At 43.9% G+C, this 21,134-nt stretch carries 23 protein-coding genes; 15 read left to right on the forward strand and 8 right to left on the reverse strand.

Features of this window, described 5'->3' with window-relative positions; translation table 11 throughout:
• The first annotated feature begins 77 nt into the window (after positions 1-77).
• From AC4EHJ_RS02420 to AC4EHJ_RS02475, 12 genes are all read left to right on the forward strand, one after another.
• Positions 78-743, forward strand: a complete 666-nt coding sequence (locus AC4EHJ_RS02420) for a hypothetical protein (RefSeq protein WP_490973995.1) — start codon at positions 78-80, stop codon at positions 741-743.
• Between the two features lie 68 nt (positions 744-811).
• Positions 812-1,144, forward strand: coding sequence for a hypothetical protein (locus AC4EHJ_RS02425; RefSeq protein ID WP_490973996.1), 333 nt, complete (start codon positions 812-814; stop codon positions 1,142-1,144).
• Positions 1,141-1,452: a hypothetical protein gene (locus AC4EHJ_RS02430; protein ID WP_490973997.1), complete on the forward strand. Its 312-nt coding sequence runs from the start codon at positions 1,141-1,143 to the stop codon at positions 1,450-1,452. Before AC4EHJ_RS02425 ends, AC4EHJ_RS02430 begins: the two co-directional genes overlap by 4 nt.
• Before the next feature lie 11 nt (positions 1,453-1,463).
• Entirely contained in the window at positions 1,464-1,784 is a 321-nt protein-coding gene (locus AC4EHJ_RS02435) for a hypothetical protein (RefSeq protein ID WP_490973998.1), read from the forward strand.
• Between the two features lie 217 nt (positions 1,785-2,001).
• Positions 2,002-2,595 (forward strand): hypothetical protein, encoded by a 594-nt coding sequence (locus AC4EHJ_RS02440; RefSeq protein WP_490973999.1) that lies wholly within the window; start codon positions 2,002-2,004, stop codon positions 2,593-2,595.
• Positions 2,596-3,076: 481 nt separating this feature from the next.
• On the forward strand, positions 3,077-3,937 hold the full coding sequence (locus tag AC4EHJ_RS02445) for a glycerophosphodiester phosphodiesterase (protein WP_490974000.1): 861 nt from the start codon (positions 3,077-3,079) through the stop codon (positions 3,935-3,937).
• Between the two features lie 322 nt (positions 3,938-4,259).
• The gene (locus AC4EHJ_RS02450) at positions 4,260-4,388 is read left to right on the forward strand and encodes a hypothetical protein (RefSeq protein WP_490974001.1); all 129 of its coding nucleotides are present in this window, start codon (positions 4,260-4,262) and stop codon (positions 4,386-4,388) included.
• Positions 4,389-4,502: 114 nt separating this feature from the next.
• The gene (locus tag AC4EHJ_RS02455; RefSeq protein WP_490974002.1) at positions 4,503-5,540 is read left to right on the forward strand and encodes a hypothetical protein; all 1,038 of its coding nucleotides are present in this window, start codon (positions 4,503-4,505) and stop codon (positions 5,538-5,540) included.
• Between the two features lie 82 nt (positions 5,541-5,622).
• Positions 5,623-6,975 (forward strand): M20/M25/M40 family metallo-hydrolase, encoded by a 1,353-nt coding sequence (locus AC4EHJ_RS02460; protein WP_490974003.1) that lies wholly within the window; start codon positions 5,623-5,625, stop codon positions 6,973-6,975.
• 133 nt (positions 6,976-7,108) lie between these two features.
• Positions 7,109-8,983, forward strand: coding sequence for an N-6 DNA methylase (locus AC4EHJ_RS02465; protein ID WP_490974004.1), 1,875 nt, complete (start codon positions 7,109-7,111; stop codon positions 8,981-8,983).
• A 132-nt stretch (positions 8,984-9,115) separates the two neighbouring features.
• Positions 9,116-10,036: an HNH endonuclease gene (locus tag AC4EHJ_RS02470; RefSeq protein ID WP_490974005.1), complete on the forward strand. Its 921-nt coding sequence runs from the start codon at positions 9,116-9,118 to the stop codon at positions 10,034-10,036.
• A 47-nt stretch (positions 10,037-10,083) separates the two neighbouring features.
• Positions 10,084-10,356, forward strand: coding sequence for a hypothetical protein (locus AC4EHJ_RS02475; protein ID WP_490974006.1), 273 nt, complete (start codon positions 10,084-10,086; stop codon positions 10,354-10,356).
• A 93-nt stretch (positions 10,357-10,449) separates the two neighbouring features.
• Here AC4EHJ_RS02475 and AC4EHJ_RS02480 read toward each other — a convergent pair whose 3' ends face one another.
• The 5 genes from AC4EHJ_RS02480 to AC4EHJ_RS02500 all read right to left on the reverse strand — a co-directional run bounded on the left by AC4EHJ_RS02480 (position 10,450) and on the right by AC4EHJ_RS02500 (position 15,410).
• The gene (locus AC4EHJ_RS02480; RefSeq protein WP_490974007.1) at positions 10,450-10,806 is read right to left on the reverse strand and encodes a hypothetical protein; all 357 of its coding nucleotides are present in this window, start codon (positions 10,804-10,806) and stop codon (positions 10,450-10,452) included.
• 302 nt (positions 10,807-11,108) lie between these two features.
• Entirely contained in the window at positions 11,109-12,704 is a 1,596-nt protein-coding gene (locus AC4EHJ_RS02485; RefSeq protein WP_490974008.1) for an ABC transporter substrate-binding protein, read from the reverse strand.
• A 208-nt stretch (positions 12,705-12,912) separates the two neighbouring features.
• Positions 12,913-13,365 (reverse strand): hypothetical protein, encoded by a 453-nt coding sequence (locus AC4EHJ_RS02490; protein WP_490974009.1) that lies wholly within the window; start codon positions 13,363-13,365, stop codon positions 12,913-12,915.
• Positions 13,349-14,173, reverse strand: coding sequence for a DUF3100 domain-containing protein (locus AC4EHJ_RS02495; protein WP_490974010.1), 825 nt, complete (start codon positions 14,171-14,173; stop codon positions 13,349-13,351). Before AC4EHJ_RS02495 ends, AC4EHJ_RS02490 begins: the two co-directional genes overlap by 17 nt.
• A 34-nt stretch (positions 14,174-14,207) precedes the next feature.
• Positions 14,208-15,410 carry a M20 family metallopeptidase gene (locus AC4EHJ_RS02500; protein ID WP_490974011.1) on the reverse strand — a complete coding sequence of 401 codons (1,203 nt, stop codon included), beginning with the start codon at positions 15,408-15,410 and terminating at the stop codon, positions 14,208-14,210.
• Positions 15,411-15,758: 348 nt separating this feature from the next.
• Between AC4EHJ_RS02500 and AC4EHJ_RS02505 the strand changes: the two genes are divergently transcribed.
• The 3 genes from AC4EHJ_RS02505 (at position 15,759) to AC4EHJ_RS02515 (ending at position 18,421) form a co-directional block, all read left to right on the forward strand.
• Complete coding sequence (locus AC4EHJ_RS02505) at positions 15,759-16,541, forward strand: DUF4240 domain-containing protein (protein ID WP_490974012.1); 783 nt, start codon at positions 15,759-15,761, stop codon at positions 16,539-16,541.
• Positions 16,542-16,704: 163 nt separating this feature from the next.
• The gene (locus tag AC4EHJ_RS02510; RefSeq protein ID WP_490974013.1) at positions 16,705-17,502 is read left to right on the forward strand and encodes a creatininase family protein; all 798 of its coding nucleotides are present in this window, start codon (positions 16,705-16,707) and stop codon (positions 17,500-17,502) included.
• 271 nt (positions 17,503-17,773) lie between these two features.
• A complete protein-coding gene (locus AC4EHJ_RS02515; RefSeq protein ID WP_490974014.1) occupies positions 17,774-18,421 on the forward strand; it encodes a lytic transglycosylase domain-containing protein in 648 nt (215 codons plus the stop codon).
• Between the two features lie 71 nt (positions 18,422-18,492).
• On the opposite strand, the gene AC4EHJ_RS02520 is transcribed toward AC4EHJ_RS02515, so the two are convergent.
• The 3 genes from AC4EHJ_RS02520 to AC4EHJ_RS02530 form a co-directional block, all read right to left on the reverse strand.
• Entirely contained in the window at positions 18,493-18,756 is a 264-nt protein-coding gene (locus tag AC4EHJ_RS02520) for a GlsB/YeaQ/YmgE family stress response membrane protein (RefSeq protein ID WP_490974015.1), read from the reverse strand.
• Positions 18,757-18,843: 87 nt separating this feature from the next.
• Positions 18,844-19,386, reverse strand: coding sequence for a cysteine hydrolase family protein (locus AC4EHJ_RS02525; RefSeq protein WP_490974016.1), 543 nt, complete (start codon positions 19,384-19,386; stop codon positions 18,844-18,846).
• A 327-nt stretch (positions 19,387-19,713) separates the two neighbouring features.
• The gene (locus AC4EHJ_RS02530; RefSeq protein WP_490974017.1) at positions 19,714-20,568 is read right to left on the reverse strand and encodes a site-specific integrase; all 855 of its coding nucleotides are present in this window, start codon (positions 20,566-20,568) and stop codon (positions 19,714-19,716) included.
• Positions 20,569-21,134 lie beyond the last annotated feature (566 nt).

A 21,134-nucleotide genomic window follows, 5' to 3' on the forward strand; every position in this document is an offset into this window, starting at 1 on the left:
CGTTTCCCTCATGAGGGAAACGAGGTCTTTTTAACACTGATATGCTTAGGTTAATTACAAATGAAGGAGTGGTCGAAATGGCTTTTATTCCTGCTAATATTTTAAAAGAGTTGTTTACCGTGAATGCAAAGTTTTATCATGCCGAGGTGAATGGAGAGAGAGTTCTAATGCGCCGTGAAGCGAGAATTTCACGAGTAGGAAGCATGCAGAGCAAAATCGACGCAGTGGTCGTTATGGTTAATCCAGGAAGCTGCCAACCAGCCAAAGAATTGGACCATACGCTGCCTGAAAGAATGGAAATGCTTCCTGCGAAGGCTGATGCTACTCAGCGCCAATTGATGATCTTAATGGAGTGCATGGAATGGAATGAGCTGACCATCGTCAACTTGTCCGATATTTGCGAAGGCGACTTTACTAAGTTTAGAGCTATTGAGAGAAAGTTTAAATTAGCAGGAATTCCTCATTCTATCTTCCAAGATGATAACTCAATAGAGAGGAACGAATTATTAGCCAATGCTGATCAGCTGATTTTTGCTTGGGGAGGATCAGATCATGCAAAGAGACGAGCAAAAGAATATGGTTTATTCGAAAAGGGAGTATTTTTGGCACCTTATCAATACGCAGTTGGCCTTTTCCATCCGGTGAAATTATATCCACGCCATCCCAAACCGGCTCTAGCAACAGAGCAGTTTAAATGGATAGAGGAAATGACATCTTTACTTAACGATAAAGTATCGGTGTAGCGTTATTGCACGGATGAATAAGCACACAGTTTCATTTTGGAAATACATCAACTGAAAGGGCGTTGGTCATGTTGATAAAGGCAATTTTACTATCTCTGAATTCGTGGACTTCAAAGCAAGTTAAACCGCCATCCTCAACAATGGGCGATAACAGAATCATCAATGGCAGCGAGTTCTGGAATATGGGGGATCTGGACGATCAGGACAATTGGCGGTATGTCGGTCCGGCCGAGCCCCGCTATTTTATCAATGTAATTGTTGAAAGCGGCACGGTTGTTTATACCTTATCGTATTTTGAAAATGTAGATGCAGTTTATTTTGAAGGATTTTACGATAGGGAAGTGGCAGTGAAAAAATTGAGATTGCACGGGTACGATTATCGAGAGGAGCATCAGCAATGATTACAGACGACATGATACTCTACAGATTATTTAACCGCGTTTGTCAGAACCATTTGGTGACACTGGTTTTATACCGTTCAAAATCTTCTCCTATGACAGTTGCCTCTACATTTGAAAATCCAGTTACGGTTAAAGTTTTAAAGTTTAGAAGCATAGATGATTTTATTTTTGGAATAGCCCAGGGAGACATTCTGAGAATGAGATTACGAATCTGCGTACCGGTCAGTTATAAAAATGATCGGTTTGCACCCTCTTTTTTGCTTGAGACGGCTGAAGGAGAATTAGAGGTAACATTTAGGAATTCGTGAGGAGGATTTATTTGAGTACAGTAGATAGAGCATTGCAATCTATAGGAAAAGCAAACTTTGTAGAGTATTTCGAGGATTATAAAGAATTGGCATTAAGCAATAAAAAGATAACTGGTGACGATAAAATGCTTTTAGCTAAGAAACTACTTGAAAATAACCCGAAAGCTACTAAGTTGTCCGGGCAAATGATTCGAATTTCTTCAGCTATTAGTATTTTTAAAAACGGTTGGGAATTAGATGCGTTGAGAGAAGTTGTGTCATCGAAGCATCCTTCAATAAATGCAGAGATAAAAGCAAAGGCTGCTGCGATAGTGAAGGCATATAGGATCTAGTAAGTTGGCAAAGGGGTGTACCTTATGGAAGATTACGAGCAAGTCTATTCCTGGGTCTGCATACAGCCATTTAATAGAACCACGTGTGCCGCGTTTCATAACCACATCGGACAAAAAAATAGACCCACTTAAATAATAGAAAAACATACCGACAACAGGTCAGAAAAGGCGTAGAATCAGATATATACATATTTTGTAAGACGAAGAGGGTTTAGAGATGAAACAAATTTTACTATACGCTGCAACGTTGATTTGCGGCGGTTTGCTGATTTATGTTGGTGAACGCTCATTTGGAGCGGAATGGCTTTTCGGTTTATTGACGATTGCCTTGTTCAGTTTATTTTTACAGAACTGGAAGCGCTGGGGCACTAGCGGCGGCGGGCTCGTCATCGTCACTGCGTTCCTATTGCTCACACTCGATTCAATCTTTTTTGTGCAGTATTGGGCGGTGTTTGTCTGCAGCTTGATGATGGCTGTTTTGTTAATGCCGCATTATCGCAAACACCAGGATGGCGTTTTGGCATCAGTGGTTTTCGTGGGGCTCAATATGCTGATTGCACTTGAGTTTATACCAAGTGAAGTCACGTTATGGCTAATCGTATTAGCGACAGGAGCTGCGTCTTTAATCGGCTTCCGATATAAATTTCCGCTTGTTAAAGCCTGTTGTGCGGTGCTGTTTTCGATGTCTGCGTTTCTCCTGCTGTTTTTTCAGCTTTTCGATGATTCTCCTCTACTAACGGTTCTGGCATTTGTAACCGTCGCAATTTTTATTGTCAGCATGTACCGTTTGAATGTGCGGGCAACTGCTTGAGGTACCGGCTATAACTCGAGAAATGCCAGAACGTCCAATAACCGCCACCATAAACAATTTGCAGAAATCAAAGCCCAAATGGAAGAAAAACTGAACGATCATTTTCTTCTTGTAGAAGCAACGAAATAACTACACAAAATACTACTAGTTAAAATGAAAAGGGCCTAGCAGGGTCCTTTTTTTGTTTGTCTAATAAATTCCTTGTCACTTTAGAGTTATAGCCACTGCGATTTCTTGGCATCTGATGTTCGCAAAGTGTCTTCAAGGTGAAAAGTTTAGAATCGATTTTTTTAGCGGATTCCTTGGAAATCTTTAATTAGTTAAATTTGTTTGGCTAAAATACAAAGAGAAGACAAATGGAAATTTAAGAGAGTTATAACAAAATATTTCCGTTAATTTACATTTTATTAACGCTCTATTAATACCTACAATATATTCATTGCTTACACTTGAGTTATCAAATACATAAGGAGTGGTTATTTTGAAACGAATGATGACAATTTTAGCTGCAAGCCTTGCGCTGACATCCTTTACTGGATCTGCACTTGCTACTGAAAACGGAGAAGCAGCGAAGACGATATCAAAACAGGAACAGCAAGAAATGGTGAACGTCGCACATCGCGGGGCTTCTGGACATGCACCTGAAAATACGATGGAAGCCTTTCAAAAAGGGTTTGAAATGAAAGCAGACTATATTGAAATTGATGTGCAGATGACAAAAGATGGGGAGCTTGTCGTTATTCATGATACTACTGTAGATCGTACAACAAACGGAACCGGCAAAGTGGGCGATTTAACGTTATTGGAAATTAGGCAGTTAGATGCCGGCAGCTGGTTTAGTGAAGCTTATGCGGGTGAGAAGGTTCCTACTTTTGAGGAAGTATTAGATGAGTTTCGTGGGAAAGTTGGTATATTAATCGAATTAAAGGCACCTGAACTATATCCGGGAGTGGAAGCGGAAATTGCTGATGCTCTGAACAAAAGAAATATGAGTACACCGAATAATAATAAAATCATCATACAATCCTTTAACCACGAGTCTATGAAAACATCTAAAGAGCTTTTACCGAATCTCGCTCATGGCGTTCTATTAGGAGGAAGTTGGGCAAATGTAACGGAAGAACAATTAGCCCAATTTGCTGCTTATGCGGATTATTTCAATCCAACGATGAACATTGTGACGAATGAGTTAGTTAGTGATGTTCATGAAGCGGGGATGGACATTTACCCATACACTTCAAGATCACAAGAACAAGCTTTACGTCTATTTGATTTAAATGTAGATGGAATCATCACAGATTATCCAGAGCATGTCTATTATCATCCTGTAAAAAATCAATAATTTAATAGTGGAAATGCCAGGTAGAGAATTTTAAAATTCTCTGCCTTTTTTATTTAGGGTACAGACATCTATATTGATTTGCTAGACTTACCAAAACACTCTGATTCATCACAATTGGCACAAGAAAGCACCCGAATAGTGAGGTGTTCCCGCATTTTCAGGACTTCTTCGAAAAGGGTGTTTTTTCTTTTCTCATTATATTGGATTCCTTCAAACATGAAATTTCGAAAGTGATGTTTTAAAAAACCGCGTCTTTGTATCAAACACAAAGAGGGAAGAACAACGCTTGTATCGAAAGTAACAATAAAGGTGTGGAGGGGCTATGAACAGGATTCTGTTACCGGGCATCATTGGTGGGTTTATCGGTTCCGAAGTCGGAAGTATTGGCGGTGCTTTCCTCGGCTTAGTTGTGGGTGGGACTTTTTTAGGTGACCTCGATTTTTATGAATAACAGGACTTGAAGGTTATGAGTAATCCAAAAGTTCGTAACCGCTGTGCTGGGGCGATTATAACAAGCGCATAAACAGTAACAAGAATCGTTAAAAAAGGAAAAGGGTGATCAATCGTGTATTATACCAACATGACCTTGGACGAATTAGAAGAGCAGGACAGACAGCTACATCTGCAAAGCAATGAGCTGAAAGAGTCCTTAATGTATCGGCAGAAAATCGAGCTGTACACAGCGATGCACCATAAAGTGAAACAGTTGGTTCGAAAAAATCCGGAGGAACAGAGCTATCTGGAAACCATAACAGAACGGCTCGTTTTCAACTTGGTGCATTACGGCACCTATCTTAAAATGGCGGACCAAAAGGTTGACCAGGTGGCCATACCGAATTTGGAAAAAGCATTGCGGTACGATCCGAGCAATCCAATTGCCGCTTATAGATTGGGGTTTCTATCATACAGAAGAGCCGATTTTATGAATTCCGCAAAGTATTTTAAGATGGCCATTTCTTCCGAACGTTCCAATACGCATACAAAAATGCTTTTGACGGATCGACAAAAGCTGAACGCGCAATTGTATCTGACAAACAGCGCGTTGCACATGGCGAAAGAGTCACAAGAGAATCTTTCGAAGTTTCCCGCAGACCAAGTTGAGCAATTGCCAGGCTATGAATTTTCCAGCCTGTTTGGGAGTATAGCTGAAAACGATGCTTATTTAAGCAATCATGCTTTTTATGCGGAAACGGCATTGGGCCGGACGACTTGTTCGAAACAGTATTGCAATGAAATGGCGATGGATAATCCACGGAATACGATTGTGCTGTACTTTGGAGATGTCGAAACAAGCCTCAATTTTAATGACAAAGCGGTCACCTTAACTAAGAGATTGAGTGACTTACTACAACATTTATTGACGGATAGTTCGGTCGGCGCCCCTGCTACTACCAATGATGTAAAAGAATGCTTCGGTGATCTGCATTTCGATGAAGAAGTGCAATGGGCATCTTACAGGCAAACTGTCCGTAGAATTCGAGAAGCTTTAAAAGCTTGCGGTATACCGAATGTCATTGAAACATCTACAGGAAAACAAGCCTATTATTTTAACGGTCTGATTCCTTATGTGATTTTCTACCGAGTCGATGATGAAACTGAATAACCCTTTCCCCTCTGGAGCTGTGACAATCGTGTCACAGCTTCAACTCTATAATTAAGGTAATAACAGAAAGGGAGAGGATATTATGAAAAACTGGAATCGCCTATTTATTCGACAAGGCTATTTATTGGAGGAGATCAACGAAGAGGAATTTGATTGCCGACTGGAAAGTAAGGAGAACATCAATTTCCTCATGGAAACCTTGGAGGAACTTTTTGTGGATTATGCTTTTGCAGATGGAGTGCTGAAAATCTATGGAACGGCTGCTTCGGAATCGGATTGGCTGAAAGCAGTTGACTTTAAATTCAGAGGTTGTACAGAAATGCTTCAATCCGTTGTTCCGGCGCTTAAAGACTTGGATACGTATATGGCTGGCTTAATCCGCCAGCTGAACCGCCTAAGCTTGTCAACGGTTTATTGCTGTGACGGCCATGACAGAAGCAGTGCGCGTATCGGGTTTGAGGAAGACGTCGATATGGAAAAAGTGAAAAAGGTCATGAAGGTCTTGCGCGTGAAAATTCGGCAGATGCACAACGAAACAATCACGCTCGGCATAGAGCGTCCTCGACTGCTCGATATGGCTGAAGAATTAAGCCGCCTCACGCCTGAAATTCTTAATGAAAGTATCGAAGAAATCAATAAGCAGTTGTTTTTCAAGGAACTTGAGACGTGTTTGCTGTTTGACGGCGAGAGCGGCCATGAAGATTCTATCCGCGATCATGTGCTGGAGCAGCTCAATGGGCTTGTTGACCACGCTGCTGTCGACAGCAAAGGCAACATTCTCGCACAAAAAGTTTACGGGCAAGGCAGAGGACCGGTCATTTTGTTAAACGCCCATCTAGATACCGTCTATGGCTTTGATGAAGGCCGGCAGATTGTGAAAAACGACAACATCTGGACGAGCAGCAGAGGCATTCTTGGTGCGGATGACCGCGCCGGCGTGGCGGTGTTGCTGGAACTGGCTAAACAGCTCCCCACATCCGGATTTAGCGGCACAGTGAAATTCATCTTCACCGTCGAAGAGGAAACTGGGTTGATCGGTGCCAGAAATGTCGCGGAATATTTCCTGTGGGATGTAAACGCAGCGTTTGTCGTTGATCGTCGGGGAATTAATGATATCGTCACTTCGTGCGGTAGCTATCTGGCTTTCTGTGATGGGGCGTTCGGCGAATTCGTGGAGGGTGTGGCAAAACGCTCAGGCCTGGAAGGCTGGATGTGCACAGCAGGCGGCAGCAGCGATACGCGGATCTGGGCATCACACGGTATCCAAAGTGTCAATTTGTCGGTGGGGTATATGCACGAGCACACGTCAGATGAAGAGTTGGATATCGAAGCGTGTTATGGGACTTTCCATTTGCTGAGTAGAATCTTCCAGGAATCCAATGAATTGAATAAAGTGGTACGTGAGATAAATCGGTCAAATAGAACTGTGATATAGTAAGTATTAAAATACTGAATTAAAAGTATTAAATTATATCAATAGTTGGTGTATCTTTTAAACAAGAGATGCAATAATTTTTTGAAATCGATAACTTAGTATTTTAATACTACAGTTGAAATGAGGGGCTCCGATGGCTGACGATAAATTATTAAGGAATTTAGTAGAACAGATGAAAGGCTCCTTGAGTCCAGAAGAAGTGATCGAATTGCTGGCGATTTGCTGCTTGCTGAGTTATTTAAGCGAGCAGGACGATGCGGCAACTGGAGTGTATCTAGTTGACGTCTTAAAAGAAACCGGCAAGACAAAATCCCATTTAAAAAGCGCGTTGAAAAAGATCGACAAAGAAATACCGGCTTTACGTGGAGTTTCTTTGGTGCTGGATGTTTTGGACCTGATCGAAGCTGCCGAGCTGACAAGGTTCGTTTACGCCTTTTACGACATTGACAAAGAAATCACGGATTACGGCGAATGGCTCGATGAAGCGCAGCGAAAATTAAGTCAGTACCGTGGGCGCAGCGGATCAGAACAGCATACTTCTCCTGAGACCATTAATAAGATTGCGTTGTCGATACTGAATCCGGAAACCGGCAGTTTATACGACGGAGTTGCAGGGCTTGGCAGCGGCTTGATCAGAGCGAAAAAGCAAGCGGGTTCATTGAAGATTTATGGGCAGGAGATCTCTCCGAAAGCGCTCGCTTTATCAAAGATTCGCTTTTTTATCAATGGAATCGAGGATGCGGACCTCAGGCTTGGCAATGTGTTAACGTCACCCACCTTTACGGAAGGCAAGCACGTGCAGCAATTCGACTTTGTTTACATGGATGCCCCGTTCGGCACCGCGCTGCAACACAACGAAATCATCACGAATGATCCCTTCCAGCGTTTTGTCTACGGTGTGCCGTCTAAGCGCAGTGCGGATATGGCGTTTATCTCCCATGCGTTGGCTTCGCTCGATGAAGGGGGCAAAGGCGTTTTCACAACCATCGACGGGACCTTGTACAGAGGCGGTGCGGATGCGGTGATTCGGAAGAACATCATTGCTTCCGATGTCATCGAAGCTGTGGTGTCGCTTCCTGCAAGGCTCTACGAAAAGACGGTGCTGCCGGTTAATATCCTGTTTTTCAATAAAGAAAAAAGCGCAGATCGAAAAGGCAAGATTTTATTCGTTAATGCCGCGGATGGATTCACCGATGAGCTTCGCCAGAGAAAGGAGCTGTCGGAGGAATCGATTGAAGAGATTGCGGAGACGGTACGGCTAGGCACGGAAACCGAAGATTTCAGCAAATGGGTGTCGATTAATGACATAAAGGACGGAAATTTATTGCCGAGCCGCTATATGATGGCGAGTGAGATTTATGTCGCGGGACACGGCCATGTGAAAGTCTACCAGGACAAATTAAATTTCAAGAAGACCGTGCCGCTTCATGAAAAAGCATCATTCTTCAGTGGCTTTAATGTCGTATCCAAGAACAAGGAAAGCGAACAAGGGCAGTTCCAGATTGTCAAAATATCAGACGTGCAGGACGGCAAACTGGTTATGGATCACATCTCCCGATACGGCATCGACAATAACGCGAAAGTGGAGAAATATCGCCTGTTTAAAGGGGACGTTATTTTGTCGATACGGGGCCATGCGCTAAAAACGGCTCTTATTTTGGAAGAAGAAGAGGATTTGCTGTTGTCACAAAACTTCATCGGCATCCGCTGTGGCAGCGAGCTGTATCCTGAATTTTTGAAGACGTATTTGGAAAGCCCGGTTGCGCAGTTTGTATTGGCCAGCAAATTGTCCGGCACCACGGTGCCGACATTGAGCAGAAAAGATGTCGAGGCGTTGGAAATACCAGATTTGCCGTTTGAAGAACAACAAACGGTCATGGAAGCGTATAAAACGAAGACCGATAAAATCGAGCGCAAGCTGGAAGAGTTGCAAAAGGAATTAAAAAAGGCGAAAAGGAAAGTTTATAAGCAAATGGGGATTGGCAAAGCATATGAAATTAGCGATTAAAATGTTGGGATTCGTGCTGAGGAATTACGAAAAATATTGAAGAAAATTCCTTTTAAAAAATTTAAATGTGGTATTCTGAATTAACAAATTTTTTAAATACAATCAAATAGCAGCTTAAAGGAGACCGGGAAAATGGCGAATAAATACCAAGAACAAGTAGATCTTGCTCCACAAGAGGTGACGGATATACGGTTATTGCCCATGTCAAAAAATGATCTTGCATTCACTGGAAAAAGCATTGAGGAAGTCCAGGATTGGTTCAAGTTTTATTTGCCGGGCAATAAATATCAGTTTAAGAAAAAAATGACCGCACCAAAAGGGACATTGGTTTTATTTCAGTTCCAAGGCCGTTTGATTGCTTCTGCGCAGCTTAAAAAAACAGTAAGTTATGATGAAGTGAATGAATTCGGGTACAATGGTTATTATAAATTTTCGAAATCGTCTATTTTCACTTTTGATCCGCTGGATTTAAAAGATGTTCAGAAAATATGGGACGGAATGAAAAGCTTCAACCAATCGCACCAGATTTTAGACGCTGTCCAATATCCTGCGCTGAAGCAGTTATTAGCAAAGCGGCAAGTCAGATTTGTGAAGTTTAAGAATGATGAAGATTATCAAAAAGCCATCGAAGAAATAACAATCACGAAGGCAGATGTTACAGATAGACCGAAAGAGTTGATTGAAAAAGGAAGCAATGCATTCAAAAAAATGCAATGGGCAAGAGCTCCATTGACTGCGAAACGAGCCATTGTACAGGCTGAATATCAATGCGAATGGGATACTGCGCATGAGTTTTTTGTTTCATCCGTAACAGGTGAAAATTATGTAGAAGCGCATCATCTTATTCCTTTGGAGTTCCAGTCCCAATTCGAGAAAAGTTTAGATGTAGAAGCGAATATTGTCTCGCTTTGCGCAATGTGCCATAAAAAGATTCACCACGCCCTGGGAAGCGAGAAGTTTCCGATGGTTGAGATGCTTTATGAGAAGAGAAATGAGCGTTTGAAGAAGTGTGGGATTGAAATTGGGATGGAAGAATTAATAAAGGGCTATTAGTATTGTCAGGACTAGCTGTTTCGGAAATTAGGATAAGAAGGAAAAAAATGAAGAAATTAGTTTCGGCTATATTTGTTTCACTGATCTTCATTGTAAGTGGCTGCAATAATGCAGAATTAACTGTCTCGGAAGATCAGGCGAAGTCCAGTGTTATCGAACTCCGCTCCGGACACATTGGCAAAGTCGAAATTCTTTCAATAGAACTTAAACGCAATAACTATATCGTTGAGTGGGAAAATAAAGAAAATTGCGAGCGTGGTGTTGATTCTGTCGATGGGGAAAATGGAGAAATTGACATGATTACAGCTGCGATTTGTTGATGAAAGGGACCTTGAATGAGGTCCTTTTTTTCGTATTTTCTTAACAATAAACTTGATGCAAATCGCAGCAGCTCCTAAATCGCTTCTACTCAGCTAATTTTTTTCAATCACGTGTATAGCCAATTCCAGAGCTCGAATCCTTCTTGCTAAAAGCGTTCTTTGCGGACTGCCTGCCTTTGATTTACGGTATGCATTCTCTAGTGATGGAATTAAGCCGTCAAAAACAATGTGGGCTTCTGCCATTTCTCCAGTATTGTATGAATGTGGTTTTTGGTGCCAAGCGTTTTCGAGTACAGCCAAGCCGACATAATGGGCTTGAAGACGCTTCTGTAATAGCGTCGTATTAATGCCTTTCTCAGTCATCTGAGACAAGGCTTTTTCGAATTTGTTAATAGTTGATTGGAATGATTTTATTGATTCCTTTTTTACAGTCATTGACATGGATTCCATGGTCATGCTACCTCATTTCATTATAGGTATTCAATGTATCGGTGTTACATTAACAGTAAATTTAAATGCCAACAGCACTCATGATGTGTTTCTTTAGACTGCGGAAAATCATTAACATTCCAGTTCATACCCAACCACCATCTTTTTCTCATCTATTGCTAATTGTATGTTCTGCTTCTGACCAATTCAACTTTCATTGCATTTGGGACACTAATCCTATTTTATTGAAGGGCAGTAAAAACAAAAAAGGATGGCTCGAATTCATTTCTGAATTGGTGAGCCATCTTTTTTGAGTTCCTTTATTATTCAAATTCGATTTTCGTCGTGATTACTCGGCCAGTCGGGTGCGGATCAAATCCGATGATGTTTTGTTTGCCGGCAAGAGTTGGCGACGTGTGGACGAGCGGAATGACAGGCGGGTCTTCGTGCATGATCACTTGCGCTTGTTCATATATTTTATTGCGCTCTTCTTGATCTGTCGTCGTTCTCGCTTGGTCCAGAAGCTTGTTCAGTTCCGGATTATTATACTGCGTTGAGTTGGTTGAACCGATATTGTCACCGTGCCAAAGCGTGTAAAGGAAGTTATCGGCATCGCCGTTCATGCCCGTCCAGCCGAGCAGGAATGCGTCAGCTTCGCCGTTCAGCGCTTTTTCGATATAAGTTGCCCATTCAAATGTTACGATTTCGGCTTTGACACCGATCTCCGCAAAGTTTGACTGCAGGTATTCAGCGACTTTTGCGCCATCAGGCATATAGGGGCGTGATACCGGCATTGCGTAAAGTTCCATTTCGAAGCCGTCTGGCAATCCGGCTTCAGCGAGAAGCTCTTTGGCTTTTTCCGGGTCGTATGGATACGGTTCAATTGCATCGTTATAACCTTCGACAGCCGGGGGAATCGGGTTTTTGGCGGCAATTGCCCCTTCACCGAAGAACGCCTTGATCATCGCGTCTTTGTTGACTGCGTGGCTGAGCGCCTGGCGGACGAGAGGGTCATCAAAAGGTTCGTGTGTCAACGTCATCCCCAGGTATCCGAGGTTAAGGGGCGGCCTCGAGAATAGGACCAATTCCGGATTTTCTTCAATCTGTGCATGATTCTCTGAATCCAAACCGGCAATCAAATCCACTTCGCCGCTTAACAGTGCATTGAGGCGTGCAGAATTGTCCGGGATGGTCCGGAAAATAACTTGTTCGAGTTTCGGGTAGCCATCCAACCAGTATTCGTTGTTTTTCTCAAGGACGATGCGGTCATTGCGTATCCATTCCTTGAAGATGAACGGCCCGGTACCGACCGGATTGCTTTTGTATTCTTCACCGGACTTTTCAATCGCTTCCGGACTCGAGATAGCGAGGGGAGTATGCGCTAAGTCTTTCAAAAGCGTTGGCTGCGGACCGTTCAGCTTGATTTCAACGGTTGACTCATCCACTGCACTGACAGAAGCGATGTTATGCGTGCCGTCCGCTTTGTAGCCGCCGAATACACTGCCGTACATGGGGAAGTTATCTGCGTTGCCGTTCATCCATCGTTCGAAATTGAAGACGACAGCGTCCGCATTAAAATCGGTCCCGTCATGGAACTTCACGCCTTCACGCAATGTAAACGTATACGTGAGGCCGTCTTCCGATTCGTTCCATTCAGTCGCAAGCATCGGCTCTACCGTTGTTTCGCCTTCTGCAAACGTGGTCAGCGTTTCCAAAATGCTTTGCGCGACGTTTTCAGATTCGCCATCGGTCACTTCTGACGGATCCAAAGACACCGAGTCTCCGCCGCGGGCAAAAATGAGCGTGTCTTGAGCAGCAGTAGATTCGGAGCCGTCGGATTCTTCATTGGAGCAAGCCATTAGGAGAAAAGGGGATATGCAAAATAAGATAAACACGAATGTGATGGATTTTTTGTACATTCAATCACTCCTTGGTTTGGGATTGGTGGATGCCGTATGTACAAATACGGTGGAAATAAATTCACTGACGTAATTAAGCTGATTTTTTATTCAGTTGGAACCTTTAGTCAAACGACAATAGTAAAACAAGCCGGTTCCTTCAGATAAACACCTGAGGGACCCGGCTTGTTTTAATTGGTCCCAGCGCAAAATGCGTTGGTTCATTTCATCAAATAATGCCCTGCATGCGCAAAACCACTTCTGCAATCAAAGCGGATCCTAAGAAAGTGCCGAGCAGTACGAACATGCCGATGACGATTGTCCGCCAGCCCAATTGCACAAAATCGAACCACGAACGCCCAATCGACACACCGGCATATGCCAAAATCGGAGTAGCGATAGCAAGAAGGCTGACTTCAGCCGTCCAAGCGACAATCTGTTCAGAACCGGGCATGTTGGGAAGTGTCAAAATTAACCCGAGAATTCCGATATAGGCGATGCTTGGCATTTGAAAAGGCAAGAGCCGGTGAATAACCAAGCCGGCTAAACTGATGCCAATTAAAACAGCTAATCCTGGCAACGCGTCAAGCGGCATGATGTCGTAGCCGATCCAGTTGCCTATCAGCATGATGGCGCCGATAATGATAAATACGATGACCCACTCTTTAAGGTTTTTTAACATCTTCGTCACCTCCTGCAGCTTTCAAATCTCTTTTTTTGGATAAAATCTCATACATTTTCACAGTTAACGGCAAGCCGACGAAAATGCTCATATACAAGCCTGAAACGGAAGAGATGAGGTTGCTGACGCCGGAAAAGGCGGTCAACTCTGCACTCATGTCAGGATATGCAGCGATTAGTGGACCAAGGGATGCCGCGGCCATACTGCCGCTCCCTACGCCTGTTGCCATCGCAAAGGAAAGGGGATGGATGGGCGTAACCGTAGCCAGAAAACCTGAAATCAGCCCGATGAAAATCGATCCGAAAACTGTACCAAAAATGTACATCGCCATGACGCCGCGGCCTTCAGGAGAAGATAAGCCGTATTTGTCGGTGATCAACGCCAGATTCGCTTCCCGGCCGATAGAATGCGTCATGCCGATGCTTTCCCGTTTCAACCCCAAGAAGACGGCTAAAGGAAGGGCTAAAAAGATTGTTCCGAGATTCCCGAATTCCTGAAGCAAAAGGGCAGGGCCCGCTTCAATAATTTGCGGGATGGCAGGACCGGCCTGAACGCCGAATTTTGCAATTAGCACGGCAACCGATAAAAATACCAGCGGTTCCGCGTTGATTGATTGTTTGTCGTTGACAAGCGGCGTGAAGTACAGTGCCAGTCCGATGATAACTGCATAGAGCATTGGCAGTAATAAAATTGCGCCAGGCCCAAGTGGTATCGAATGTGTGCCTATCGATTCTGCAACAATGACAATGGCGAGCACAACCAAGTGCAAGCGCCAGTCTTTCCATAATTTCAACGATTCCTGAGCCAATTTTCATCTCTCCCTTAAGTTGCTAATTGCGTGTTTATTGTGCTGCTTGCTCCACCTTAGCGGCTTCATTTTCCTGGTAATTTAATGTAGCTGATCCCAGCACCTTTGCAGCAATCAGCAAAGCGCGTTCATCGATATCGAATTTCGGGTGATGGTGGGGGAACGTTTCCTGCGCATCCGGATTTTTGGCTCCTGTGAAGAAAAACGTTCCTTTTACGTTTTGCAGGTAATAGGAGAAATCCTCTCCTCCCATAACTGGCGGCGTTTCGTTGACAACTTCAACACCCGGCACTTCCTGGGCGAGCGCTGCGACAAATTCCGTTTCCTCTGTGTGGTTTACAGTGGTCGGATAACCGCGCGCATAAGTATATTCGTAATCCGCACCAGCTGCGTAGCAGGTGCCTTTTACAATCCGTTCAATTTCTTTTTCAATGAAAGTGCGGATGTCCTCCTTGAACGTACGGACAGTTCCAGTCATGGACGCGCTATCGGCAATAACGTTATAGGGATTTTTCGCTTCGAAATTGCAAACAGAGACGACCGCTGATTCCAGCGGATCGACCCGCCGGCTGACAATTTGCTGCAGATTGCCGATCAATTGTCCGCCGATGACAATGCTGTCTTTTGTCTCGTGGGGATATGCACCGTGTCCACCTTTTCCGATGATTTTAATGTCGAATCGGTCAGGAGCTGCTTGCAAAGGGCCCGAGCGATAGCCGATTTCGCCGAGCGGCATCTGGGCTTGCAAATGAGTCCCGAATATCACATCAACACCATCTAAACAACCATCCTCGATCATTGCGATCGCGCCGCCCGGCGGCAATTCTTCCGCATGCTGATGCAGGAATAATACCGTTCCTTCGATATCCGATTTCATGCCGTTCAGCGCTTTGGCTAACCCCAATAATGTCGCCGTATGGCCATCGTGTCCGCAGGCATGCATGACGCCATCATTAACCGATTTAAAGGGAACATCGGCTTGTTCTTGAATCGGCAACGCATCAAAATCAGCACGCAACGCTACAGTAGGGCCGGGTTTGTCTCCTTTTAAATAAGCCAATACACCATGTCCGCCGACATTCGTCCGGACTTCGTGCCCTAATTTTTCATGAAAGTCCGCAATATACCTTGCAGTTTTTTCTTCTTGAAAAGACAGTTCCGGGTTTTGGTGAAGGTGGCGTCTGATTTCAACAATTTCTTCGTAAAGTTCATCTAAGCGGCTGAATAATGGGTTCAAATTGATACACTCCTTTAATCCTTAGGATTAGTTTGATTTTTCTCACATTAGCATACCTATGCAGGTCTGTACATGTAATATTCATTTTTGAGTCCTTTGACTTATTACGGATGCCGAAACTCTTTAACCAAAACCGGAAAATGGTCAAAATGGATGGTGGGCCATCTATATGGCAATAAGCTAGGTCCAAGAAACTTAAAATTTTCGGATTAAGGTTTGTGGAATACCGAGAGAATAGAGTTGTGAAGTTTGGGATGGAAACAGCAGAGAATTACGACCTGCTTTATCCATGTGAAATAGAGTAAAATTGAATTTATTAGCAGGTAAAAAAGAAGTTGGGGTGTTTTGGTGGATAAATCGCTGGTTTGTAAAACCGCCTTTTCCAATAAATTTTGGAAAATCAAAGTGCAAGGCAATATGTTTATCGTTTCCTATGGGAGAATCGGAACAATGGGGTCGGTAAACACCAGAGAATTCGCTTCTGAAGACCTTTGTTGGAAAGAAGCGAACAAACTGATCGAGTCGAAGTTTAAAAAAGGCTACCGGGAAATCGATGGAGAAGAAGAAGGCGTTAAAACTACCGGCATGTCAGAAGAAGAGTTTTGGGAGCTCCTGGCTTTGGCACATAGAAAAGGGGAGGACTGTGAAGAGCAGTTGGAATGGCTTGTTGCCAAGCTTTCCAAAAAACCAGTGAACGACATTATTCGCTTTGATTTTCATTGCAACCAGAATTACTATCGCTCGTATACCTCCGACTTGTGGGCAGCGGCGTATATCATCATGGGCGGCTGTTCGGATGATGCTTTTGATTATTTCCGGGCCTGGCTTTTGTTTCTAGGAAAAGAGCCGTATGAAGCAGCGATCCGCAATCCGGAAAGCGTCATTGCACATTTGAAAGAGTGGGGCAGCGACATTTTTGAATTTGAAGATTTCCTTTACACGGCCAGCCTGGCGTTTGAAGAAAAGACGGATCTGGACCAAGAGGAATATCTGGATTTGTATTGGAAGCTATCCGGCGATGATTATGAAGAACCAGAGATGGTATTTGACTGGGATGAAAACGACGAAGAAGGGCTTAAGGTTAAGTTTCCGCTGTTATGGGAAGTGTATGGAGAAAATCCATTGGGGTAGAAAAAAGGCAATGGAGGCCTGGTTGGAGATAAGCGTCATTTTGCAGGATGATCAAGAATTTTCTCTCAAAGGAACGCTTCTTTTTGCGGTCTGTTAAAAGGATTATCTAAGATAAGGAGCGAAGAACTAGAGGGAGTGTAAAGGAGCTGTAAAAATTAAAAACTTGGAGGAGATCAGACTGAAAAACCAAGACTACTTGCTTGAACACATGGACTGGGCAACGATTAAAGAAAAAATTGAATCTGGAGTGGATACAGTCATCATCTGTACAGCATCCGTTGAACAGCATGGCTACCATTTGCCGGAATTGACGGACACCCTCATTGGGCAAGCAGTGGCAATCCTTGCTGCTGAAAAACTAGGGGCTGCAGTTGTAGCACCGGTAATTCGCCCGGGCCTGTCCGATCATCACATGCCTATGGCCGGAAGTTTAACGCTTCGTCCGGAAGTCTACCGTGGGATCCTTGAAGATTATGTAACGAGTTATAAAAAACACGGCTTTAAAAAGGTAATTATTTTCTCTTCTCATGGAGGGAATTTCAGTGAAAACGAGAAGATTGTTAAGAACTTGCTAGAACTCTATCCGGATATTCGTTTTAGCAGCGCTTTAACATTACGGCAATTATTGGATCTCATGGCGCAGTTTGAGAAGAAATATGGACTGGTTGAAGGAAGCACGGGACACGGGGGCGCCATGGAAACATCTGTCATGCTCCACATTGCGCCTGAACTAGTGGACATGGCCAAAGCAACGCCCGGATATATCGGCCCCATGACAGATGATGCGTTAGAAAAGTTGTTCGAAAATGGGATAGTCGGACTTACTGAAATCGGAATATTAGGCGATCCACGACAAGCGAAGGCTGAATGGGGAGCCGACTTTCTAGAGCTTTTTTCTGATGAAATCGTTAAAGCGGTCCGTGCAGATTGGAATCGATTATCGTCAAAAGGTGCAAAATGAGCCCTTTATAATGAAAACGCAGTCTTCATAGAACTCAATTTAAAGACTGCGTTTATTTGGGCTAGAAAAATGAAAGGAGCCTAGATGGCAGTTCTCACTCTTGTACCGCAGTTATTAAAAACAAGCAGCTACAGAGATTCCTGTAGCTGCTTTTTTTTTTGCTTATATATTTAAAAATATTTTCAAATATTAAACAGTTTTACGCCGTTAACCTCTCTACACCAGTCTATGTGGTAAAATGGGGGAAATAACTCGATTAGGTGTGGAAATGATGAAAAAGAAAACGAAAGCTAAACGTGGCAGACGGCTCAAGCTTTGGGTGATGGTCATGCTCCTTCCTGCAACGGTCGTAATGGCTTCAATATTGATCATGGTTTTTTACACGATCATTCCGGATGCGATTAAGCACAATATAAAAGAGACGCCAGAAAACTTATTTGAAATCGAGTTGCCCGAAGAAAACATCCCGCTCTACCAGGAAGCTGCGGATGCTTATGGCGTGCCATGGACGCTTCTGGCTGCACATCACCGCATAGAAACGAAGTTTTCAACAATGGACCCGCTCCTGTCGCCGGTAGGTGCAGAAGGACATCTGCAATTCATGCCGTGCACATTCGTTGGGTGGACCTATCCGTCTTGTTCGGGTCTTGGCAAAGGAGAGATTCCAGAAGAAGCTAAAACCGATCCGGCAGTCATCGCGGAATATGGCGGCTATGGCGTCGATGGCAATAAAGACGGCGTTGCGGATCCTTACAATTTGACAGACGCATTGTATAGCGCTGCGAATTACCTGTCGAAAAACGGAGCGGCAAAAGGGGAGTTGGAACGCGCGATTTTCCAATACAACCATAGCGATGAATACGTAGATGATGTGCTGCATTATTACCATAAGTACGAAAAGGAATTTGCGGCTGAATAAATAGTCGCATAGAAAAAAGGAAACCCCGTCAGCCATATGGCTGACGGGGTTTCCTTTTAATAAATATTAACTTATGCTCTTCTGCGGCCTTTGCGCATTGAACCCAAGATCAAGCTCAGTACGAATACTAGAATCAAGGCGCCGATTAATGCAGGGACGATGTAAACTCCCCAGATTTCTGGACCCCATTGTCCTAATAACATGCCGCCTAGCCATGCTCCGATGATACCGGCGATGATGTTACCAATAATTCCGCCCGGAATGTCTTTGCCTAGAATCATACCTGCTAGCCAACCGATAATACCACCCATGATCAAGTAAAGAAGAAATCCCATTTGTTCCAGCTCCTTTTAGTTATGAATAATTGCTACACTCTAGATATAACCTGAATTGGGACATTTGAAACATACTTTCGAAAAAAATTATTTCAGCTCAGCTCCGAGCGTGTTTTTAAAATGGCGCAGCGCCCATGAATGGCCTTCCGGATCGAAGCTTGCAACCCCTTCTTCGTGGATGACAATGCTAAAGCCTTTATTATAAGCGTCGGCCGCAGTGTGAAGGACGCAAATGTCCGTGCAGACGCCGACAATGTGCAATTCTTGGATGCTGCGCTCTGACAGCATCAGCTCCAAATTCGTTCCGGCAAACGCGCTGTAGCGCGTTTTGTCCATCCAAATGATGCTGTCTTGGTGTTTTTCGTAGACATCGGCTAGCCGCCCGTACAGATTTCTGCCGGCCGTACCGCGGATGTTATGAGGAGGGAAGAGTTTGGTTTCAGGGTGCAATTCATCTTCCCGTTCATGCAGATCCACTGGGAATACCGTAAAATGACCTTCTGCAATAAACTCTTCGACCAATCCGCAAATCTTATCTTCGATTTCCTGTCCCGGTTTGCCGACCGTCAATGCGCCGTCGTCTGCGACAAAATCCACTGTATAATCCACAACCAATAATGCTTTTTTCATGTTCAACCTCCTCGTATAGTAGCTCTATAGCCATGATGTTAATCCTTAGTAACAACCATGCTGCTGCCTTGCATTACCATATCCGAATTTCTTATAGTGATTGCAAATTATTTTATTGATATTTGTCAGAAAAGTTTGTATAATCACAAAAAGGAGATGACAGCTATGCAATATGAAAACGTAGAAAAATTGAACCGCCAAGGCCTCTGGTTCGTTGTCATTCACACATTAATCCTGTTTAATTTTGTAATCGACTTTGAATTTTTCATGTAGACGTTAATTCGATTAGCCTGTCCCGTTAACGGGGCAGGCTATTTTTTATGCTGCTCAATCCCTTTTTAGCCGAGTCAGCGATTCTTTCAGCATACGGGAAGCGGAATCGATCGAAACGCCGAGAATCTCTTGGATTTCCTCCAGGTTTTTGTGCTCTACTGCATACAGGTAATGCACGTAAGCGAAGCGGATGTCGCCGGAACGGATCGGAGTGCCGACAAAATCGGTCAACGCTTCCGTATAATCCGAAAGCGAACCCATCTTGAACATCGAATAGCCTTCTTTCGTTTTCGATGACAGCAAATATGGTGTGTTCCGGAAAACAGCGCGCTCCATCGCATCCCGCAACACCGGGACTTCCTTGTCGGCAAATTTCAGCTGGCACGCGTAGCCGTCTTTCTTTTCGAACGTCAGCGCCAAAGTGTCGCCGTGATCGGCAAAATCATCGACTTCAATGGCGGCCATATCCCGTAGCCGCAAACCGCGCATATATAGAAGGAACAGGATTTTCGCATTCAGCGAGAGTTGATCGGATTCCACTACTGCATCTTTCTTTTTTAACAAATCCTCGTAATTGATGTGGATGTCAGCTGGCGTCAAATCAAGCTTTTGCGCCAATTTGAACTTTGGCATAAAATCAACCGGAATTTTCCCAATCTGCCACATATAATCAAACCATTGCCGGATATGGATCAGTTTGCGGTTCAATGTACTGTCCTTGATGCCGGTCTCGTGCTGCTCTTGCAGGAATTTCTGGATGTCAGAAGGCCGAATTTCATGCGGCTCCACCGTTTTTTTATAGGTTTTCCGGAGATAGGCGAACAGCGCACGAATCAACTGAACCTCATGAATTACTGTATTCGGGCTGATGCCATTTTTCAAGCGGTATTTCTCGTATCCATAAGGCATAAAGCAACACCTCTTCTCATATTTATTCCCTTAATTATACCATTGTTTCAAAAGAATAGAACGTGCTTTCCCTTGTAGAAGCGCTATGCGTCAGGGTTCTGGCCAATCCAAGTCACGGCAATTTAAAAATTTAAGGAATATAAGTTGAACTAAACAAGAAACCTTTTGAAAAACGCTCCGGACGCTTTTGGCAGAGCGTAGACGATTGTTTCTGTCCCTGCAACGCTTCGCAAGCTTCGGGACATGAAAAACCGTTGCATCGCCGGATAAGTTCATAAAAATAAGAGAGCAATTTTGTAGATACGAAGCAAAACTGCTGAGAAAACCGTACTGCTCCTGCAGCGCTGTGCGCTTCGTCGCAAAGAATTACCCTCGCAAGCTTCGGATAATTCTTGCCTGCGGGGCAGCGAAGCGACGAGACAGCCGAGACCCCGGAAGCACGCGAAAGCGGGCTGAGGAGGCTTGGCGCCCGCCCGCGGCAAGCCCAGCGGTTTTGCGGAGTATCTAAATATGAAAATCATTTATTCAAATAGATACGGTACTTAAGAAAAATGCAGGAAAGCTTT

This window comes from Planococcus sp. TJ-301 (assembly GCF_058268475.1).